18 protein-coding genes are annotated in these 17,725 nt (G+C 65.9%); 14 read left to right on the top strand and 4 right to left on the bottom strand.

What is annotated here, in order from left to right; translation table 11 throughout:
* Positions 1-125: 125 nt before the first annotated feature.
* Both XARJCFBP2528_RS08455 and rpe read right to left on the bottom strand, forming a co-directional pair.
* The gene (locus XARJCFBP2528_RS08455) at positions 126-617 is read right to left on the bottom strand and encodes a GNAT family N-acetyltransferase (protein WP_016901366.1); all 492 of its coding nucleotides are present in this window, start codon (positions 615-617) and stop codon (positions 126-128) included.
* Positions 614-1,285, bottom strand: coding sequence for a ribulose-phosphate 3-epimerase (gene rpe / locus XARJCFBP2528_RS08450; protein ID WP_016901363.1), 672 nt, complete (start codon positions 1,283-1,285; stop codon positions 614-616). Before rpe ends, XARJCFBP2528_RS08455 begins: the two co-directional genes overlap by 4 nt.
* Before the next feature lie 123 nt (positions 1,286-1,408).
* Between rpe and XARJCFBP2528_RS08445 the strand changes: the two genes are divergently transcribed.
* Positions 1,409-2,248: an outer membrane protein gene (locus XARJCFBP2528_RS08445; RefSeq protein WP_016901360.1), complete on the top strand. Its 840-nt coding sequence runs from the start codon at positions 1,409-1,411 to the stop codon at positions 2,246-2,248.
* Between the two features lie 126 nt (positions 2,249-2,374).
* Here XARJCFBP2528_RS08445 and XARJCFBP2528_RS08440 read toward each other — a convergent pair whose 3' ends face one another.
* Positions 2,375-2,704: a J domain-containing protein gene (locus tag XARJCFBP2528_RS08440; RefSeq protein WP_016901358.1), complete on the bottom strand. Its 330-nt coding sequence runs from the start codon at positions 2,702-2,704 to the stop codon at positions 2,375-2,377.
* Between the two features lie 207 nt (positions 2,705-2,911).
* Here XARJCFBP2528_RS08440 and XARJCFBP2528_RS08435 point away from each other — a divergent pair, with 207 nt between their 5' ends.
* The 7 genes from XARJCFBP2528_RS08435 (at position 2,912) to XARJCFBP2528_RS08405 (ending at position 10,517) form a co-directional block, all read left to right on the top strand.
* A complete protein-coding gene (locus XARJCFBP2528_RS08435) occupies positions 2,912-3,838 on the top strand; it encodes a phosphoribosylaminoimidazolesuccinocarboxamide synthase (protein WP_016901356.1) in 927 nt (308 codons plus the stop codon).
* A 118-nt stretch (positions 3,839-3,956) separates the two neighbouring features.
* Positions 3,957-4,637, top strand: coding sequence for a hypothetical protein (locus tag XARJCFBP2528_RS23685; protein WP_162200820.1), 681 nt, complete (start codon positions 3,957-3,959; stop codon positions 4,635-4,637).
* 289 nt (positions 4,638-4,926) lie between these two features.
* Entirely contained in the window at positions 4,927-5,433 is a 507-nt protein-coding gene (locus tag XARJCFBP2528_RS22270; protein ID WP_080591314.1) for a hypothetical protein, read from the top strand.
* A gap of 34 nt (positions 5,434-5,467) precedes the next feature.
* Positions 5,468-6,076 (top strand): LptM family lipoprotein, encoded by a 609-nt coding sequence (locus XARJCFBP2528_RS08420; RefSeq protein ID WP_230673740.1) that lies wholly within the window; start codon positions 5,468-5,470, stop codon positions 6,074-6,076.
* A 109-nt stretch (positions 6,077-6,185) separates the two neighbouring features.
* Positions 6,186-7,910, top strand: coding sequence for a peptidoglycan-binding protein (locus XARJCFBP2528_RS24115; RefSeq protein WP_016901345.1), 1,725 nt, complete (start codon positions 6,186-6,188; stop codon positions 7,908-7,910).
* A gap of 426 nt (positions 7,911-8,336) precedes the next feature.
* On the top strand, positions 8,337-9,932 hold the full coding sequence (locus XARJCFBP2528_RS08410) for a M4 family metallopeptidase (protein WP_026064076.1): 1,596 nt from the start codon (positions 8,337-8,339) through the stop codon (positions 9,930-9,932).
* 99 nt (positions 9,933-10,031) lie between these two features.
* Positions 10,032-10,517, top strand: a complete 486-nt coding sequence (locus tag XARJCFBP2528_RS08405) for an Mpo1 family 2-hydroxy fatty acid dioxygenase (protein WP_016901341.1) — start codon at positions 10,032-10,034, stop codon at positions 10,515-10,517.
* A gap of 171 nt (positions 10,518-10,688) precedes the next feature.
* Here the strand turns inward: XARJCFBP2528_RS08405 and XARJCFBP2528_RS08400 are convergent, their stop codons facing one another.
* Positions 10,689-11,591 (bottom strand): NAD-dependent epimerase/dehydratase family protein, encoded by a 903-nt coding sequence (locus XARJCFBP2528_RS08400; RefSeq protein WP_026064075.1) that lies wholly within the window; start codon positions 11,589-11,591, stop codon positions 10,689-10,691.
* A gap of 166 nt (positions 11,592-11,757) precedes the next feature.
* On the opposite strand from XARJCFBP2528_RS08400, the gene XARJCFBP2528_RS08395 reads away from it, so the two are divergent.
* From XARJCFBP2528_RS08395 to XARJCFBP2528_RS08370, 6 genes are read left to right on the top strand one after another with little or no spacing between them, the layout of a single operon-like run.
* Positions 11,758-14,586 carry a monovalent cation/H+ antiporter subunit A gene (locus tag XARJCFBP2528_RS08395; RefSeq protein WP_047124582.1) on the top strand — a complete coding sequence of 943 codons (2,829 nt, stop codon included), beginning with the start codon at positions 11,758-11,760 and terminating at the stop codon, positions 14,584-14,586.
* Positions 14,586-14,960 carry a Na+/H+ antiporter subunit C gene (locus XARJCFBP2528_RS08390; protein WP_016901335.1) on the top strand — a complete coding sequence of 125 codons (375 nt, stop codon included), beginning with the start codon at positions 14,586-14,588 and terminating at the stop codon, positions 14,958-14,960. Before XARJCFBP2528_RS08395 ends, XARJCFBP2528_RS08390 begins: the two co-directional genes overlap by 1 nt.
* Entirely contained in the window at positions 14,957-16,501 is a 1,545-nt protein-coding gene (locus XARJCFBP2528_RS08385) for a monovalent cation/H+ antiporter subunit D (RefSeq protein ID WP_016901333.1), read from the top strand. The genes XARJCFBP2528_RS08390 and XARJCFBP2528_RS08385 overlap by 4 nt, the downstream gene beginning before the upstream one ends.
* On the top strand, positions 16,498-17,004 hold the full coding sequence (locus XARJCFBP2528_RS08380; protein ID WP_016901331.1) for a Na+/H+ antiporter subunit E: 507 nt from the start codon (positions 16,498-16,500) through the stop codon (positions 17,002-17,004). Before XARJCFBP2528_RS08385 ends, XARJCFBP2528_RS08380 begins: the two co-directional genes overlap by 4 nt.
* Positions 17,001-17,285, top strand: coding sequence for a K+/H+ antiporter subunit F (locus XARJCFBP2528_RS08375; protein WP_016901330.1), 285 nt, complete (start codon positions 17,001-17,003; stop codon positions 17,283-17,285). Before XARJCFBP2528_RS08380 ends, XARJCFBP2528_RS08375 begins: the two co-directional genes overlap by 4 nt.
* On the top strand, positions 17,282-17,707 hold the full coding sequence (locus XARJCFBP2528_RS08370; protein ID WP_016901328.1) for a Na+/H+ antiporter subunit G: 426 nt from the start codon (positions 17,282-17,284) through the stop codon (positions 17,705-17,707). The genes XARJCFBP2528_RS08375 and XARJCFBP2528_RS08370 overlap by 4 nt, the downstream gene beginning before the upstream one ends.
* Positions 17,708-17,725: the final 18 nt, after the last annotated feature.

Raw genomic sequence — 17,725 nt, 5'->3', positions numbered from 1 at the left:
CCCGGAGAGTGGAAGGCCATAGCAGGGACGACGGGCGGAGGCAGGATCAGCCTCCAATTTTCTCGAAGGCCGCTCCCATGGGGGCGGCCTTCTCTTTGCGTGCCGCGGCGGCGCGCAGGCCGCGCTCAGGCGCCGGCGGCGAACGCGGCCAGGCGCTCGCCGTCGAGCCGGTAGACGGTCCAGCCGTCCATCGGACGCGCACCGGCCGCCTGATAGAAGTCGATGGCCGGCTGGTTCCAGTTCAGCACCGACCATTCGAAACGCCCGCAGCCACGCTGCACGGCCAACCGGGCCAGGTGCCGCAGCAGTGCCAGGCCGGCGCCCTGCCCGCGCGCCTGCGGGCGCACGAACAGGTCTTCCAGATACAGCCCGTTGCGGCCGAGCCAGGTCGAGTAATTGAAGAAATACACCGCAAATCCCAGCGCCTGGCCGTCCTGCTCGCAGATCAGCGCATGCGCGGTGGCGCCCTCGCCGAACAGGCTGGCGCGCAGGTCCTGCGGGCTGGCCTTGACCGCATCGGGCTCGCGTTCGTACACCGCCAGTGCGGTGATCAGCTCATGCAGCAGCACCACATCGTCGGGCGTGGCGGCGCGGATCTGCAGCACAGGCGCGCTCATCGCACCGCGTCCACCGCCGCGCGCATCTGCGCGATCACCTGCGCATAGTCGGGCGCGTTGAAGATCGCCGAGCCGGCGACGAAGGTGTCGGCACCGGCGGCAGCGATCGCGCCGATGTTATCGGCCTTGACCCCGCCATCGATCTCCAGCCGGATCGGCTTGCCCAGCGCGTCGATCCTGCTGCGGATGGCGCGCAGCTTGTCCAGCGCCGAGGGAATGAACGCCTGCCCGCCGAAGCCGGGATTGACCGACATCACCAGCACCAGGTCCAGCTCGGGCAGCACCCAGTCCAGAATGTCCACCGGGGTGGCCGGGTTGAGCACCAGGCCGGCCTGGCAGCCGTGCGACTTGATCAGCTGGATCGTGCGGTGCACATGGCGGCTGGCTTCGGGATGGAAGCTGATGGTGGTGGCGCCGGCCTCGGCGAAGTCCGGCACGATGCGGTCCACCGGCTCGACCATCAGGTGCACGTCGATCGGCGCGGTGATGCCGTGCTTGCGCAGCGCCTGGCACACCATCGGGCCGATGGTGAGGTTGGGCACGTAATGGTTGTCCATCACGTCGAAGTGCACCCAGTCGGCGCCGGCCTTCAGGACGTTGTTCACTTCCTCGCCCAGACGGGCGAAATCGGCGGACAGGATGGACGGGGCAATCGCCGTCGGTTGCATGGGCAGCTCGTCAAGGAACGGGACACACATTGTCGCAGGCGCGCAAAGCCAGTGCATCCGCAGCGGTCCAGGCTGCGTATGCACCTGAACCGGCGCACCGCGCCTCTTCGCCAAGGACACCGCATGAAGACCACCCCGCTCGCCTCCGCTGCGCTCGTTTTGATGGCCCTCGCCCCGTCCGCCTGGGCCCAGACCGGCCCGGCCGACTGGTCAGGTTTCTCGATCGGCGCCAATGTCGGCGGTGCCGACGTCAGTGGCGTTTCCGGCGGCCGCTTCGGCTTCGACACCAACCTGGACGGCCGCGACGGCGACCAGGTCAGCACCCCGACCGGTGCCGATGCCTTCTCGCCCGGGTTCTGCGGCGGCGCGGCGGCCGGGCGCACTCCGGCCAGCGGCTGCAGCAAGGACAAGGGTGGCGCCGAATACGGTGCGCGGCTGGGCTACGACTGGCAGGCCGGCAACTGGGTCTACGGCGTGGTCGCCGAGTACACCCGCAACGACCTGCGCGACAGCGTCAGCGCCTTCAGCACCACCCCGGCGTTCTACACCTTCACCCGCCAGCTCAACCGCACCGCCGCACTGCGCGGCCGTATCGGTTATGCCTTTGGCGCGCAGGGCGACTTTCTGGCCTATTTCACCGCCGGCGTGGCACGCGGCGAGTTCGACCACAGATTCTCCAGCAGCAACACCGCCAACAGCTTCACCAGCAGCGGCGGCGACAGCGCCGACGGCTACCAGGCCGGCCTGGGCCTGCAGCGCCGCCTGAGCGACAACGTCTCGGTCGGGGTGGAATACCTGTTCACCCGCCTGCAGGACGAAGACACCCGCGTGCGGGTCGGGCCGGGCACTGCGCCGGCGACCAACCCGTTCCTGCGCGTCAACCCGGCCGGCACCGATCTGCGCCGCAGCGATACCGACTTTTCGTCGAATGCGGTGCGCCTGACGGCGACCTATCGCTTCTGAGTGCTTGACGTCCGAGTGACCGCGCCTGACCTGTCATGGGTCGGGCGTTTTTACTGGTGGCGCCAATGCCGGTTCGGGTGCGGACCGCTGTTCCGTCTGGCACTGATACCGAAGCGTCAGGCTGGATCAGCGTTTGCGCAGGCGCTGGATCCGATCGTAGGCCGCATTGATCTGGCTGGCCTTCTTCTCCGCCTGGCGGCGTGCTTCCGGCTCGGCGTTGGCCACCTTGTCGGGGTGGTAGCGCGACATCAGCCGGCGGTAGGCCAGGTCGATCTCGGCGGTGGTGGCGTCCGGCTCCAGTCCCAGCGCTTCGTACGGGTTGTCGGCGCGGCGCTTGAACCAGCCGGCGTCCACCGCATGCCCGATCGCCAGGCCGATCATCAGCCCGAGTACCGGCGCGCCGCGGAACAGCAGGGCGCCGGCCAGTGCGCCGAGCAGTTTTCCGTACCAGGACATGGGCGATCGGGGGCGGGAAGGCGGGCTGGCGATCTTACCCGAACGCCCGCCCGGCCTGGCTGACGCGGCATGCACGCCGGCCGCCGGGGCGGCTCCAATAAATCCAGCGGCGCGCGCCGAAGCGCCGTACACTACGCGGCCCGCTGCCCACCCGCGGGCCCGCCGGGTCCCGGGGACAGCGTCATTGCGACGTCCTTAGGAGTGCCTGTGTCGACCACGCTGTTGCAATCCGATCTGCCCGGCCTGCCGTTGCGTCACCGTGGCAAGGTCCGCGATGTCTTCGACATTCCCCGCGAGCGCCTGCCCGCCGATGCGCCCCCGGGCGACTATCTGCTGATGGTGGCCACCGACCGTCTGTCCGCGTTCGACGTGGTGCTGCCCGACCCGATCCCCGGCAAGGGCGAGATGCTGTGCCAGGTCTCCAACTTCTGGTTCCACAAGACCGACCATCTGATGCCCAACCATCTGGTCGATATCCGCGTGGAGCAGGTGCTGCCCGACGGTGTGGACCCGGCGCTGTACGCCAAGCGCGCAGTGGTCACCCGCAAGCTCAAGCCGGTGCCGGTGGAAGCGATCGCACGCGGCTACCTGATCGGCAGCGGCTGGAAGGATTACCAGCGCACCGGCAAGATCAGCGGCATCGAACTGCCCGACGGCCTGCGCCAGGCCGAGAAACTGCCCGAACCAATCTTTACCCCATCCACCAAGGCCGCCGTGGGCGACCATGACGAAAATATCGACTTCGATGCGATGGTCAAGACGGTGGGCGCAGAGCTTGCCGAGCGCGTGCGCGATGCCACCTTGCGCATTTACCGCTTCGCGGCGGATTTTGCCGCCGAACGCGGCATTCTGCTGGCCGACACCAAGTTCGAATTCGGCACCGATGCCGATGGCCGCCTGTACATCATGGACGAGATGCTGACCCCGGACTCCTCGCGCTACTGGCCGGCCGACCAATACGAACTCGGCACCAGCCCGCCCAGCTACGACAAGCAGTTCGTGCGCGATTATCTGGAAACCCTGGACTGGGGCAAGACCGCACCCGGCCCAAGCCTGCCGGCAGAGGTGATCGAGCGCACGCGTGCGAAATATGCCGAAGCATTGCAGCGGTTGGCGGGCATTTCGGTCGATTGATCTCCAAGGCCCCGCTCCCGGGGCTTTGAGGCTGTATTAAAACAACAATGGCGGGCAGCGCTCTTTATTGAGCGCTGAAGGACGCACCTGACGCGGTCTGTTGCCCAAGGAAGTCGCAATGGCACTCTCTTATTGTTCGTTCCGCAGATTGCCGGCGTTACGCAACGCACTGCTGCCCGGGCTGCTTGCAGTAAGCGCGTGCAGCGCCGGCGAATCGGCACCCCCTGTCGCACCGCCAGTCACATCGACGGCATCGGCGTCTGCATCAGCACATGCGCCGGCTTCTGCTGGCGCTTCCGTCAATGACCGGCCCGCGACGTTGTTACAGGCAAGCGGCGTGCAGTGTGCCGATGCGAATATGGCAAAAGGCTGCACGGCCGGAAATGTCGACGCCGGCGATTTCTACGACGTCGAGCTCTCGCCTGCATGTGGCGATGCGGGCCTGTTTGCTGGCGTGGCGCAGGCAAACGGGGTGGATGCGCTTGATGCGGTGCCGACCACTGGCAGTCGTGCGGTCGCCAGAGCCAGGCTGGCGCAGGGCCAGCTCGTCTGCATTCAAGCGATCGGCCGCGCCGGACAGAATCCGCTTTATTACTACGTCATTGCGATTCCTGCAGACAGCGTCGCCGGATGCAAGAACAACCCGGCATGCGGAACATATGGCGACAGGCCGATCCAACGCTTAAAGAGCGCCACTGGCGAGAGCTGCCATGCCGCCGCGCCGGGCCAGTATGTCGGCGACTGCGCGCAGGGATGGGTGGGTGCGGATGCGCTCGATGTATTTTCAAACGGAATATAGTCAGCCGCGCCACACCGGATAAATCCCCGGCCAAACCATAATCAAATCATCATGATCTTTGCGCAGGCTCGATCGAGATAACCTGCGCTTTGCTGACAACAATCAACGGCGATGGACTCACCCGAACCAGGGACACCGTCAGGCTGCTTGTTCTGCGAGGGTATTGGCCTGCCGCATGCCGGCCAGTTTGCGCAACCCACGACTCCGCGAGCCTTCACATATTGGCAAGCAGCGCGCGTATACCATCCCGCCCGCGTTCCAGTTGCCCCGCAATGATCAGGAGGATCCCTTGGCCCTTTTCCGAACGTCCCTGCACGCTTTCGCACTGAGCCTGGCGCTGGTCGCCTGCAAGCCGCAAGCAGAGCCCGCCGGCGCAGCGACGCCTGCCGCGAATGCAGCACCTGCAGCCTCGGCACCCGCCACTGTTCCGGCAACGCCTGCGCAGGCAACAACCTGCCCCAGCGCCGACTTCTCTGCGTTTCTGAAAAGCTTCAGTGCAGACATTGCAGTACAGGAAAAGGCCACCGCCGATCCGCTGACGATGATCCAGCTCGACCCGGACGCACAGCCCGAGCCCGCCCCGGTCACCCGCACGGTTCCGCTGGCCAAAGTCGAATGGCCCGTCATCCCGAACCTGGAGGCAGCCCGCAACGGCGGCCGCGAGGTCACGATTTCCGAAGAGGCCGATGGCCGCCAGGTACTGGTCCGCACACCGGACACCGGCGATCAGCAGGTCTACCACTTCGCCCAGCGCCCTTGCTGGATGCTGGTCAAGGTGGACGACCAGTCTTTGTAAACGTCGGTGGGCGCTGGAAGCAGGTTCTGCCTGCTTGGCTATCCTCACCTACAACTCAAACCGTCAAAGAGGCGACCTGATGCGACGCTTCATCTCCGTCCTACCTGCGCTCGGCCTGAGCCTGGTGCTTGCCGCATGCGGTGACAAGCCAGGGCCCGCAGCTGCCACCACCAGCGCGCCCAGTACGCAACCTGCCACTACCCAATCCCCGGCTTCGACAGAAGCAGATACACAAGGACGGAACGACATGATCAAGGAATGCTCCGGCGTGCGCCTGCACTTGAGCGCGTTGCCATCCGAGAGCGGCGGTTCCACCAAAACCCACCTGGAAATGGAGCGTGATGGCCAGCGCCAGGAAGTGGCAGCGCCTCCAGAGATGGCGGACTACACCGCAGTGGGCCTGGGTTGCGCGGAAGACGCAAAAGGAAGCACGTATTTTGTCGTCCAGTACGGCGAGCTTCCTTACGGCTGCGAATTTTGCGAATGGTTCTTTTTGTATGACATCAAGGGTCAGTTACTGAATCACGCGACACCACCGCTGCATACACAGGACGGCCAGCAGAGCCCGAATAACGATGAGTACGAACACAAGCTCGAAGAGCTGGGACTGAAGCACCCGGAACTGGTGCCTTTCCAGCCCTGAGCAAAGGATGCCCGTGCACCGATAGCGGTGCACGGCCAACGCAGTACGCAGTACATGGAGCAGCACCCGTTACAAGGAAGAATCTGTCTCATAGAAAGGAACGCACGATATGACCGACACCACGATTTATACCGAAATGCTTCAACCACGCGGCGCTGCATACAGCAGTGACCGGATCAAAGCCTGGAGCCATTACCGCGAGCCCATCGACAGCGGAGATGGCCGATTGCATGGCGAATCGCGTCGCTGGGGCGATGCCAGTCCACAAACCCAATCACGGGTAATCGATAGTCTTATCGATGCCTCGCGGGATGCCGGGCTTTCATCGCGCGAGACCGCTTACGTCCTTGCCATCGCCCGAGTTGAATCAGGCTTCAATCCTGATGCTGCTGCGGGCACAACGTCTGCCTCGGGCCTGGGTCAGTTCATCGACCGCACCGGCGCGCATTACGGCGTCAACGCGTCCAACCGCTTCGACGTGCAAACGCAGTCGCAGGCCTTGGTGCAACATTTCATCGATAACCGCGATCTTGCGCGCAGCCGCGGTGAGGGCGAGGACTACATCTACAAATATCACCACGATGGTCCCAGCAAGGATTATGGCGGCCTTGCTCTGTCGCGGCGCGAGATTGCCCCTCATCTGGACAACTACACCCAGTTTGTCGAACAGCGTCTCGCCCAGACGCAGGGCAATGCCGTGGACCGGCCGGCACCAGCAATGCACCCGGCCGAGCCCAGCCATGGCGCTCGCAGCAATTTCCAGCAAACGATGGAACGCATGCTGCCCGGTCAAGGCAGTACCGACCCGCATATCACCGGTCATTATGGCGAGCACCGCGGCAGCCACGGGCCGCACGGCGGTACCGACTTCAACTACCAGGGTGGCCAGACAGGCCGCAACATGCAGCACCCGACGGTGCATTCGCCGGTCGCCGGAACCGTCACTTTCGCGGGCGGCAACTACGGCACCGTCAAGATTCGCGATGCACAGGGTAACTCGCACGAGATCCTGCACCTGGACGCACTCAAGGTGAAGGAAGGTCAGACGCTGTCCGCCGGCGATGCCATCGGCACAATGGGTGGACGCGGCCCGAACGGTAACAACCAGTACGCGCAGCATGTGCATTACCAGCTGCGCGATGCCAACGGCAAGCTGACCAGTCCGGAGACATTCTGGAATCAGGGCCATCAGCAGGAGTCCGGCGCGCGCCACTCCCAGCCGGCGGCAGCGGGTGGCAATGGCACGCTGCGGCATGGCGAGCAAGGTGGCGATGTCGGCAAGCTGCAGCAGGACCTCAACCGTCTCGGCGTGCGCGATGCGCAGGGCAACCGGCTTGCCGAGGATGGCCGCTTTGGCGATAACACGCGTGAGGCGGTGATTGCGTTCCAGAAGCAGCACGGGCTGCAGCCCGATGGCGTGGTGGGGCGCAACACGCAGGCCGCGTTGTCCGCAAAACCGGCCCAGGCACAGGCAGTGCAGACGCCGGTTGCTGCACCCAAGGGGCCGTCGCTCGACGATGCCTCGCATCCGGACCATGCCTTGCACAACGCGATCCGCAGCAAGCTGCCCAGCATGATCTCCAACGAGACCGCGGCCCACGTCACCCTGCAGGCCAAGCAGAACGGTATCGATTCCGCAGACAAGCTGCAGAACGTCACCGTGCAGGATGGCAAGGCATTTGTCATGGGCACCACGCCGGGCTTCCGTGCGGCGGTGGATCTGAACCAGCCAGCTCCCACGCTGGAGCAGACCAGTGCGCAACTGCTGGCTGGCCAGGCTTCGCAGCAGCGCGCGCAGGATGAGCAGCAGCGGGTTGCGATCGGCGGCCGCTGACGGTTCAACGCCGCAGCAAGAAAAACCGGCCAGATGTCTGGCCGGTTTTTTGTGCCTGTCTGGTTTCGACAGTAGCGCCGAGAGCGTCGCCGCGGCCACGTCTGACTGCACACACCTGCGCGGATTGCCTGTCGTTGCCAGCGGGTTGTGCGCCACTGGAGGTTGGCGCACCCTCCAGATTGTGACAAGACGGCATGCCTACCGCGCTGGCGATGTCGCACACGCAGCGACACTCCTGCTGCTCTGCGATGCCCTCCACACCGCAAAGCGGCGCGGCGCACAGAACGCAACACATCTGTAACTTTTACTACTGTGCTGTCAGGGACTGTGCAAGTTTATCTGCTGGCACCTGTTGCCAGTCGCGATCGGCCGTGATGTGTATCGCCGCCGATCTTTGCATTGCACGTTTTCGGGGAGAGAGTCGTCATGCGAGTTCATGTCCTGGGCGCAGCGATCTGCTGCGCGCTATCGTTGTCTGCTGTCGCCACTGCTGCGGATCTTTCCGCCGATGCCGCGGTAGCGCGCGCGCAATCCTTGTTGGGCAATCACGCTGCGGCGCTGGCCAATCGTGCAACGGCCGATGCGTTTGTCGCGCGCGACAGCATTGTCGATGCCGACGGCAGCGAGCATGTGCGCTTTGATCGCACGTATCAGGGCCTGCCGGTGATCGGCGGCGATGTGGTGGTGCATTCGCGGCGCGGAGTGATGCGTCAGTTGAGCCAGAGCATGGACACCAGCGTGCGCCCGAGCATCGTGCCGGGCATCGATGCGGACACGGCAATACGCGCGGCCGGTACGCAGTTCGATCTGGCACCCGATGCCGCGCCGCGCGCAAGTCTGGCCTTGTATGCGCGCCAGGGCGCACCGCGGCTGGTCTATGAAGTGATCTACAGCGGCATCAAGCCCGATCAGACGCCGACCGAAATGCACTACATCGTCGATGCAGTCAATCAACGCATTCTCGAATCCTGGGACACGGTGCACACCGCCTGCGCGGGTGGCACCAGTGCGGCCGGCACCGGGCGTTCGCTGTATGCAGGCAGCGTGGCGTTGGCGACGACGCGTTGCAGCAGCGGTTACGAGTTGACCGATCTGAGCCGCGGCAGCGGCGCCACCTACAACATGCGCAACAGCACCTCCGGCAACGGCACGCTGGTCACCGATGCCGACAACGCCTGGGGCAGCGGCGCCAACAGCGATACGGTGACCGCGGCGGTGGATGCGCATTACGGCGTGGCGTTGACCTGGGACTATTTCCGCACCACCCATGCGCGCAGCGGCATCGCCAACGACGGTGTCGGTGCGCGCAGCCGCGTGCATTACGGTAGCCGCTACAACAACGCGTTCTGGCAGGACAGCTGCTTCTGCATGACCTTCGGCGATGGCGACGGCAGCACGTTCACGCCGCTGGTGTCGGTGGATGTGGCCGGCCACGAGATGACCCATGGCGTGACCAGCCGCACCGCGCGCCTGGTGTATTCGGGCGAGTCGGGCGGCCTGAACGAAGCCACGTCCGACATCATGGGCGCGATGGTGGAGTACTCCGCCAACAACAGCGCGCAGCCGGGCAATTACCTGATCGGCGAGAAGATCATCCCGGGCAACAGCAGCGGGACGCTGGCCTTGCGCTACATGTTCAAGCCCAGCCTGGATGGCGATTCGCCCGATTGCTACAGCAGCAGCCTGGGCTCGCTCAACGTGCACTACAGCTCGGGCGTGGCCAACCATTTCTACTATCTGCTGGCCGAAGGCGCGGTGGTGCCGAGCGGCTTCGGGTCGGGCACCAGCTGGAACGTGACGCCGGCCGGGCTGGTCTGCAACGGCAATACGGCATTGACGGCGATCGGCCGGGCGGCGGCCAGCCGCATCTGGTACCGCGCGTTGACGGTCTACATGACCTCCTCGACCAACTACGCGGCCGCACGCAGGGCCACGTTGAGCGCGGCCACCGATCTGTACGGCAGCACATCCACACAGTACCGCGCGGTTGCCGCAGCGTGGAGCGCCGTGTCGGTCAACTGATGCACGCCGGCCCCTGCCACGCGCACTGCGCGTGGCAGGGAGCACGACTGCCACAGTGCCATCCGCGCGCGTATGCTTGGGTCATTCCTGGGAGGGAACATGACCGAACGCACCAAGACCGCGCGACCGATCGACCGCTATTTCGCCAACTACGCCGACGATCACCGCAACACCGCCAATCAGCAGATCCACGTGCTGGCGGTGCCGGCGATCCTGTGGTCGGTGGTGGCCCTGCTGTGGTGCATCCCGGTTGGCGGCACCTGGTTCAGCAGCGGCGTGTGGGCGGCGTTGTCGATGTTCGCGGCCTGGTCGTACTACAACCGCCTATCGCGTCCGCTCGGGCTGGGCATGCTGGGGATCTTCTTTTTCTTCGGCTGCCTGTGCCGGTTGCTCGAAGGCAGACTCGGGCTCACCGGGCTGTTCGCCACGGCGCTGACGGTGTTCGTGCTGGCCTGCGTCGCGCAGTTCGTCGGCCACCGGATCGAAGGCCGCAAGCCGAGCTTCCTGACCGACCTGACCTATCTGCTGATCGGGCCGATCTGGGTACTGGCCAAGCTCTATCGTCAATTGGGTTGGCGGTACTGAGCGCGAGTGACTGCAAGAACGCAGCCGGTCGCCGACGTGGTCATGACCTGAAAGCAGCGGATTACGCCCAAGCGCTGCAGCGGCCAACGGTCATGCCGCATCCCCCTGCACAGCAGAGCTAGCGGACCGCACGCCGTGCAGGTCTTCGAAGCACATCCGCCCGGACGAGCCTCACTCGCCGATGCCGAGTTCTTCGGGCAGGGGACGAAAGGCGCGCGGCGCATAACCGAAGTCGCGACGCGCCGGTTCCAGATCGAACACCAAGTCATCGCGCATGCGCTGCAATGCGGCCGCATTGATGCCACGCAGGCGCCCCAGCCGCTGCGCAGCGGTCAGGGCAAGGCCGAACAGTCCGGGCGGGACCTGATACAGCCGCGCCGGTCGCGGCAGCGCCGCCAGCACGCGCTCCACCATCTGCGTATAGGCCAGCACTTCGCCGCCGCCGACGGCATAACTGCGTTGCTGCGTCGCCGGCTGGGTGACCACCGCCAGCGCGGCGCTGGCCAGATCGTCCACATGCACCGGCTGGCGCAACCCGGTCGCGTTGGCCGGCAGCACGAAGGCGCCGGTGCGCTGCGCCAGCCCGGCGATCTGGGTGAGCGTGCGGTCGCGCCCGGCACCGTAGACCAGCGTCGGGCGCAGCACCGTCGCCGCGGCGCCACGCGCCTGGGCTGCGGAAAACAGCGCCTGTTCGGCATTTGCCAGGCGCTGCGCGACATCGCGCTCGGCCGCGTCGATCGAGTGTTCCTTGACCTCCAGACTGGTGGAACCGAACGCCACGATGCGCGGAGCCCGCACCGGATTTTCGGCATACCAGCGGGCGAAATGGTCCAGCGGACCGCAGCTGAAGATCACCTCGAATGCCTCGCCCGCGGCAGCCGGCATGGCCAGATCGCCCTGCCGCCAGATCAGCCCGGTGCGGGCGGCACGTGGCTGGCGCGACCAGGCCGTCACCTGCCAGCCGCGGCCGAGCAGCCGTGTCAGCAGGCGTTCGCCGATCTGACCGCTGCCGCCGAACACCAGGGCGCGCGGCGCAGAAACGGCAGTGGACGGAGCGGGATCGGCAGCTGTCACAGGGCTCGGATGCAGTCTGGGTGATCCCAGCATAGCGAGTGACAGGCAGCGGCGCGACGCCGATCCGGCGGCGATTTGCGCAGGTGCGCGGCCACGGCGTTGACGCTGGCGTCAGTCAACGGTTTGTTAAGCTCTCTGGCCTGCTCGCGAATCTTGTGTTCCCTGCATGCCTTTCTCGCTGGAAATCCTGCTCGCGCTGCCATTTGTGATGGCGGCCGCTACTGCGCTGCTCTGGCGCACCTCCCGTTCGATCACTGCGTGGTCGGCTGCGGCCGCGCCGTTGGGCGGGCTGGTCATCCTGGCGACGCTCACACCGGCCGTGTTGCGCGGTGAGGTGATCGGCAGCCAGTACGCATGGTTGCCACAGATCGGCCTGATGTTCTCGTTGCGGCTCGATGGCCTGGCGTGGATGTTCGCGTTACTGGTGCTGGGCATCGGTGCGCTGGTGGTGATGTATGCGCATTACTACCTGAGTGCACGCGACAGCGCATCGCGCTTTTTCGCCTATCTCATGCTGTTCATGGGCGCGATGCTCGGCATGGTGCTGTCGGGCAACCTGCTGTTGCTGATGGTGTTCTGGGAGCTCACCAGCATCAGCTCGTTCCTGTTGATCGGCTTCTGGTCGCACCGCAAGGACGCGCGCGAAGGCGCGCGCATGGCCTTCGTGCTGACGGCCGGTGGCGGCCTGGCCCTGCTCGGCGGCATCCTGATGATCGGCCGCATCGTCGGCAGTTTTCAGCTGGATGCGGTGCTGGCGGCCGGCGATCTGATTCGCGCCAGTCCGCTGTATCCCTATGCATTGGGGCTGGTGCTGCTGGGCATCTTCACCAAGAGCGCGCAGTTCCCGTTCCACTTCTGGCTGCCGCACGCGATGGCGGCGCCGACGCCGGTATCGGCGTACCTGCACTCGGCCACGATGGTGAAGGCCGGCGTGTTCCTGCTGGCGCGCCTGCATCCTGCCCTGGCCGGCACCGACCTGTTCTTCTACACGGTCACCAGCATCGCTGCGATCACGCTGTTGCTCGGCGCATGGCACGCGATCTTCCAGCACGATCTCAAGGGCGTGCTGGCCTACTCGACCATCTCGCATCTGGGCCTGATCACCATGCTGTTCGGCCTGTCCACGCCGATGGCGGTGGTGGCAGGCGTGTTCCACATCCTCAACCACGCGGTGTTCAAGGCCTCGCTATTCATGGCCGCCGGCATCATCGACCACGAGACCGGCACGCGCGACATGCGCAAGCTGGGAAACCTGCGCCGCCTGATGCCGGTCACCAGCGTGCTGGCGATCACCGCCTCGCTGGCGATGGCCGGCGTTCCGCTGCTCAACGGCTTTTTGTCCAAGGAAATGTTTTTTGCCGTGGCGCTGGAAACCGATGCGCCGCAGACGATGCGGGTATTGGCCAGCATCGCCGCGCTGCTGGCCGGCCTGCTCGGGGTGGCCTACAGCCTGCGCTTCGTGCACGACACCTTCTTCGGCCAGGGCCCACGCGACCTGGACACGACCCCGCACGAGCCGCCGCGCTGGATGCGGATTCCGGTGGATGTGCTGGTGCTGATCTGCGTGGCCGTGGGCATCGTGCCGGCCTGGACCATCGCGCCGGTGCTGCGCGCCGGTGCCAGCGCCATCCTGGGCGAGCGCCTGCCCGACTACAGCCTGGCGCTGTGGCATGGCTGGAACTGGCCGCTGGCGATGAGCATCGCCGGCATGGTGGGCGGCACCCTGTTGTACATGGCGCTGCGCCGCACGCTGGACATGTACGCGATCCAGAACCGCTCGCCCGGCAAGGCGCTGTTCAACTGGAACCTGCGCGCGCTGTTCGCCGGTACCGTGCGCATGACCGATGCGGTCACCAACGGCAACCTGCAACGCATGCTGATGCTGCTGGTGCTGAGCGCTGTCGTGGTGGCGCTGGTGCCGTTCCTGCAGGGCGGCGGATTGCCGGCCTGGCCGGCGCCCACCCCGCTGCCGCTGCTGGGCTGGACGATCTGGCTGCTGATGATCGCCTGCGCCCTGGGCAGCCTGTTCCTGTACAAGCAGCGCCTGCTCGCGGTGCTGGTGCTGGGTGGCACCGGCCTGGCGGTCAGCATGACCTTCGTGTTCCTGTCGGCACCGGATCTTGCGTTGACCCAGTTGCTGGTGGAGATGGTCACGCTGGTGCTGATGCTGCTGGCGATGAATTACCTGCCCGAGCGCTCGCTGCCCGAGCCCGCGCGCCTGCGCAAGCTCCGCGATGCCGGCATCGCCGTCGTCGGTGGTGCCGGGCTTGCCGCATTGGCCTATACCTTGATGACCCAGCCCAGCCACACGGTCGCCGGCGAGCTGCTGCAGCGTGCGCTGCCGGAAGCCTACGGGCGCAACGTGGTCAACGTGATCCTGGTGGATTTCCGCGGCTTCGATACCTTCGGCGAGATCACCGTGTTCGCGATCGCCGGGCTGGTGGTGCACGCGCTGCTGCGGCGCTCCCGGATGGCGCCGGAGCGCAGCATGCCCGGCCCGCCGATCAAGTTGCCGGTGCCGGCCGATCTGGCGCAGATCATGTTCCCGCTGACGCTGACGGTGTCCTTGTTCCTGTTCCTGCGCGGCCATAACGCGCCTGGTGGCGGCTTCATCGCCGGGCTGGTGCTGGCGGTGCCGTTGCTGATGCAGTACGTGATCCAGGGCACCGTGTCGGTGGAATCGCGCTTCGGCTTCGACTACATCCGCCTGATCGGCATCGGCCTGCTGTGCGCGCTGGTTAGCGGTGCCGGTGCACTGGTGTTCGGCATGCCGTTCCTGAGCAGCGGGCATCTGGAGATTCCGTTGCCGCTGCTGGGCGATCTGGAACTGGCCAGCGCGCTGGGCTTCGATGTCGGCGTGTATCTGGTGGTGTTCGGTGCGGCGATGTTGATGCTGTCGATGATGGGCACGATCAAACCCTCGCGCACGCGCAGCTCGCAGCGCGGCGAGATCGACCCTACCCAACGTTCGACACGCACCGCGGAGCAGCATTGATGGAATTGGCAGTGGCAAGCGCGATCGGCGTCCTCACCGCATTGGCGATCTACCTGTTGCTGCGCGCACGCAGCTTCGACGTGATCCTGGGGATGACCTTCCTGTCGTACGCGACCAACCTGCTGATCTTCGCCGGTGGGCGGCTGCGCAGCGGCCAGGCGCCGGTGCTGCGCGAGGGCGTGCCCGCCGACCTGATGCACTACACCGACCCGTTGCCGCAGGCGCTGGTGCTGACCGCGATCGTGATCGCCTTCGCGATGACCGCGGTGAGCCTGGTGCTGGCGATCCGCAGCCGCAGCGACAACGGCAGCGATCATGTGGATGCGCATGAAGACGCCACCACCGGCGTGGACACGCGCGAGGCCCGGCGATGAACCATCTGCTGATCCTGCCGATCCTGATCCCGATGCTGGGCGCGTCGGCGTCGCTGTTCGTCGAACATCGGCGCTATGGGCCGCGCGTGCAGCGCACGGTGGCATGGGCAAGCATGGCCTTGCTGGCCGCATCGGTCATCGCCTTGTTCACTCGCGCCGCCGAAGGCCAGGTGCTGGTGTACCTGCTCGGCGACTGGCCGGCGCGCATCGGCATCGTGCTGATGGGCGACCGCCTGTCGGCGTGGATGCTGTTGACCACCCTGATCCTGGGCGCGGCCTGCCTGCTGCATGCCTGCGCCGGCTGGGACCGGCGCGCGCCGCATTTCCATGCGCTGTTCCAGTTCCAGTTGATGGGCTTGAACGGTGCGTTCCTGACCGGCGACATCTTCAACCTGTTCGTGTTCTTCGAAGTGATGCTGATCGCCTCCTACGGCCTGCTGCTCAGCGGCGGGCGCGGGCTGCAGATGCGTGTGGGCCTGCATTACGTGGTGTTCAACGTGTGCGCGTCGACCCTGTTCCTGATCGCGCTGGGCCTGCTGTTCGGCGTGTTCGGCACCTTGAACATGGCCGAGCTGTCGCAACGCATCGCCGCGTTGCCGGCGCAGGACCTGCCGCTGGCCAAGGCCAGCCTGGGCCTGTTGCTGCTGGTGTTCTGCAGCAAGGCCGCGTTGCTGCCGCTGTACCTGTGGCTGCCGGAGACCTATTCGCGCGCGCCGGCGGCGGTGGCGGCGTTGTTTGCAATCATGACCAAGGTCGGGCTGTACGCGACCCTGCGGGTGTCGGCGCTGTGGTTCGGCGCCGGTGCCGGCGCGCTGCAGGGCTTCGGCCGCCACGCATTGCTGTGGCTGGGCATCGCCACGCTGCTGATGGCCGCGTTCGGGGTGATGGCCGCATCGCGGCTACGGGTGATGGTGTCGTATCTGGTGGTGTTCTCGGCGGCGACGTTGTTCATCGCCTTCTCGCTGGACGATGCCGGCGCGTTGGGTGCGGGCCTGTACTACCTGCCGCATAGCAGCTTCGTGGCCGCGGCGTTGTTCATGGTGTCGGACCTGATCCGGCGTCGCCGTGGCAGCGCCAGCGACCGCAAGGAAGTGGTCGCGCCGCTGCCGCGACGCGGGATCCCCGGCGCGATGTTCATGGTCGCCGCGGTCGCGGTCGCCGGGCTGCCCCCGTTGTCCGGCTTCCTGGCCAAGGCCGCGTTGCTGCAGCACGTGCCCGAAGGCCTGGTCGGGCCAGTGTGGTTCGCCATCCTGGGCAGCAGCCTGCTGGTGGTGATCGGCCTGACGCGTGCCGGCGTGCGCCTGTTCTGGCGCGTGCCCGAAGCGGTGCAGGACGTCCCCGAGCTGCAGCCGCAACGGCGTGCGCGCATGCGCCCGGTGGAGACCGCCGCCACGCTGCTGTTGCTGAGCGGGCTGGTGGCGATGACGGCCGGTGCCGGCCCGTTGATGCGCTACACCGACGCGGCCGGCGTGCAGCTGCGCGACCCCGGCGCCTACGTCGAGCAGGTCCGCGCCACCACGCCGCAACGGAGGCAGCCATGAGTACGCGCATGCCGCTGCGCAGCCGGCTGCTGCCCTCGCCGTCGCTGAGCGTGACGGTCTTCATTTTCTGGCTGTTGCTCAGCGACAGCTTCGGGCCGCAGCAATGGGTGCTGGGCTTGTTGCTGGGCTGGGTGGTGCCGATCTTTGCGGCGCGCCTGGACCGCGAGTTCGCCCGCATCGGCTCGCTGCGTTCGGTGCCGCGCATGTTGCTGGTGGCCGCCGGTGACATCGTGCGCTCCAACATCAAGGTGGCCGGCCAGGTGCTCGGCCCGGAGTCGCGCATCCACCCCGGTTTCATCTGGGTGCCGCTGGATATCGCCAACATCCACGGCATTGCTGCGCTGACCAGCATGATCACGCTCACTCCCGGCACGGTGTCGGCGGCGCTCTCGGACGACCGCAAGTATTTGCTAGTGCACGTGCTGCACCTGGACGACCCGGACGCCTTGATCGCCGAGATCAAGACCCGCTACGAGAAGCCCCTGATGGAGATCTTTCCATGACCGGCCACATGTTCATCGAATCGACCATCGTCATCTGCATGCACGCGGTGGGCCTGGCCATGCTGATGGCGCTGTGGCGCCTGCTGCGCGGCCCGAGCGTGCCCGATCGCATCCTGGCGCTGGATACCCTGTCCATCACCGCCATCGCCGAGCTGATGCTGCTGGGTATGTACCTGGATTCACCGATCTACTTCGAGGCTGCGCTGGTGATCGCGATGCTGGGCTTCGGCAGCACCGTGGTGCTGAGCAAGTTCGTGTTGCGTCGGGACATCGTCGAATGATCGCACTGACCGAATATCTGCTCAGCGCGCTGTTGCTGGTCGGCACCTTCTTCATCCTGATCGGCGCGTTCGGCCTGGTGAAGCTGTCGGACTTTTTCAAGCGCCTGCATGCGCCGACGAAGGCCAGCACACTGGGGGTGGGCTGCGTGCTGCTGGCATCGGTCGGCTATCACCTGTTCCTGGGTGTGGACCCGCAACCGCGCGAGCTGTTGATCACCGTGTTCCTGTTCATCACCGCACCGATCAGCGCCCATCTGATGGCCAAGGCCGCACTGTCGCTGATGATGGAAAACCGCCCGGAAGTGCCCAACCACGGCGAGATGAAGAAGGAAGGCCTGCCCACGCCGCAGACGCAAGGCGATGTGGGCGAAAATGCGGAAACCGCCGAGCAGCACGCCGAGCAGGACAAGGATTCGCACTGAGTTTTGCAGCTGCTTCGA

The organism is Xanthomonas arboricola pv. juglandis (assembly GCF_001013475.1).
GTDB lineage: Bacteria > Pseudomonadota > Gammaproteobacteria > Xanthomonadales > Xanthomonadaceae > Xanthomonas > Xanthomonas arboricola.
This window is presented reverse-complemented; position numbering and strand designations above follow the sequence as displayed.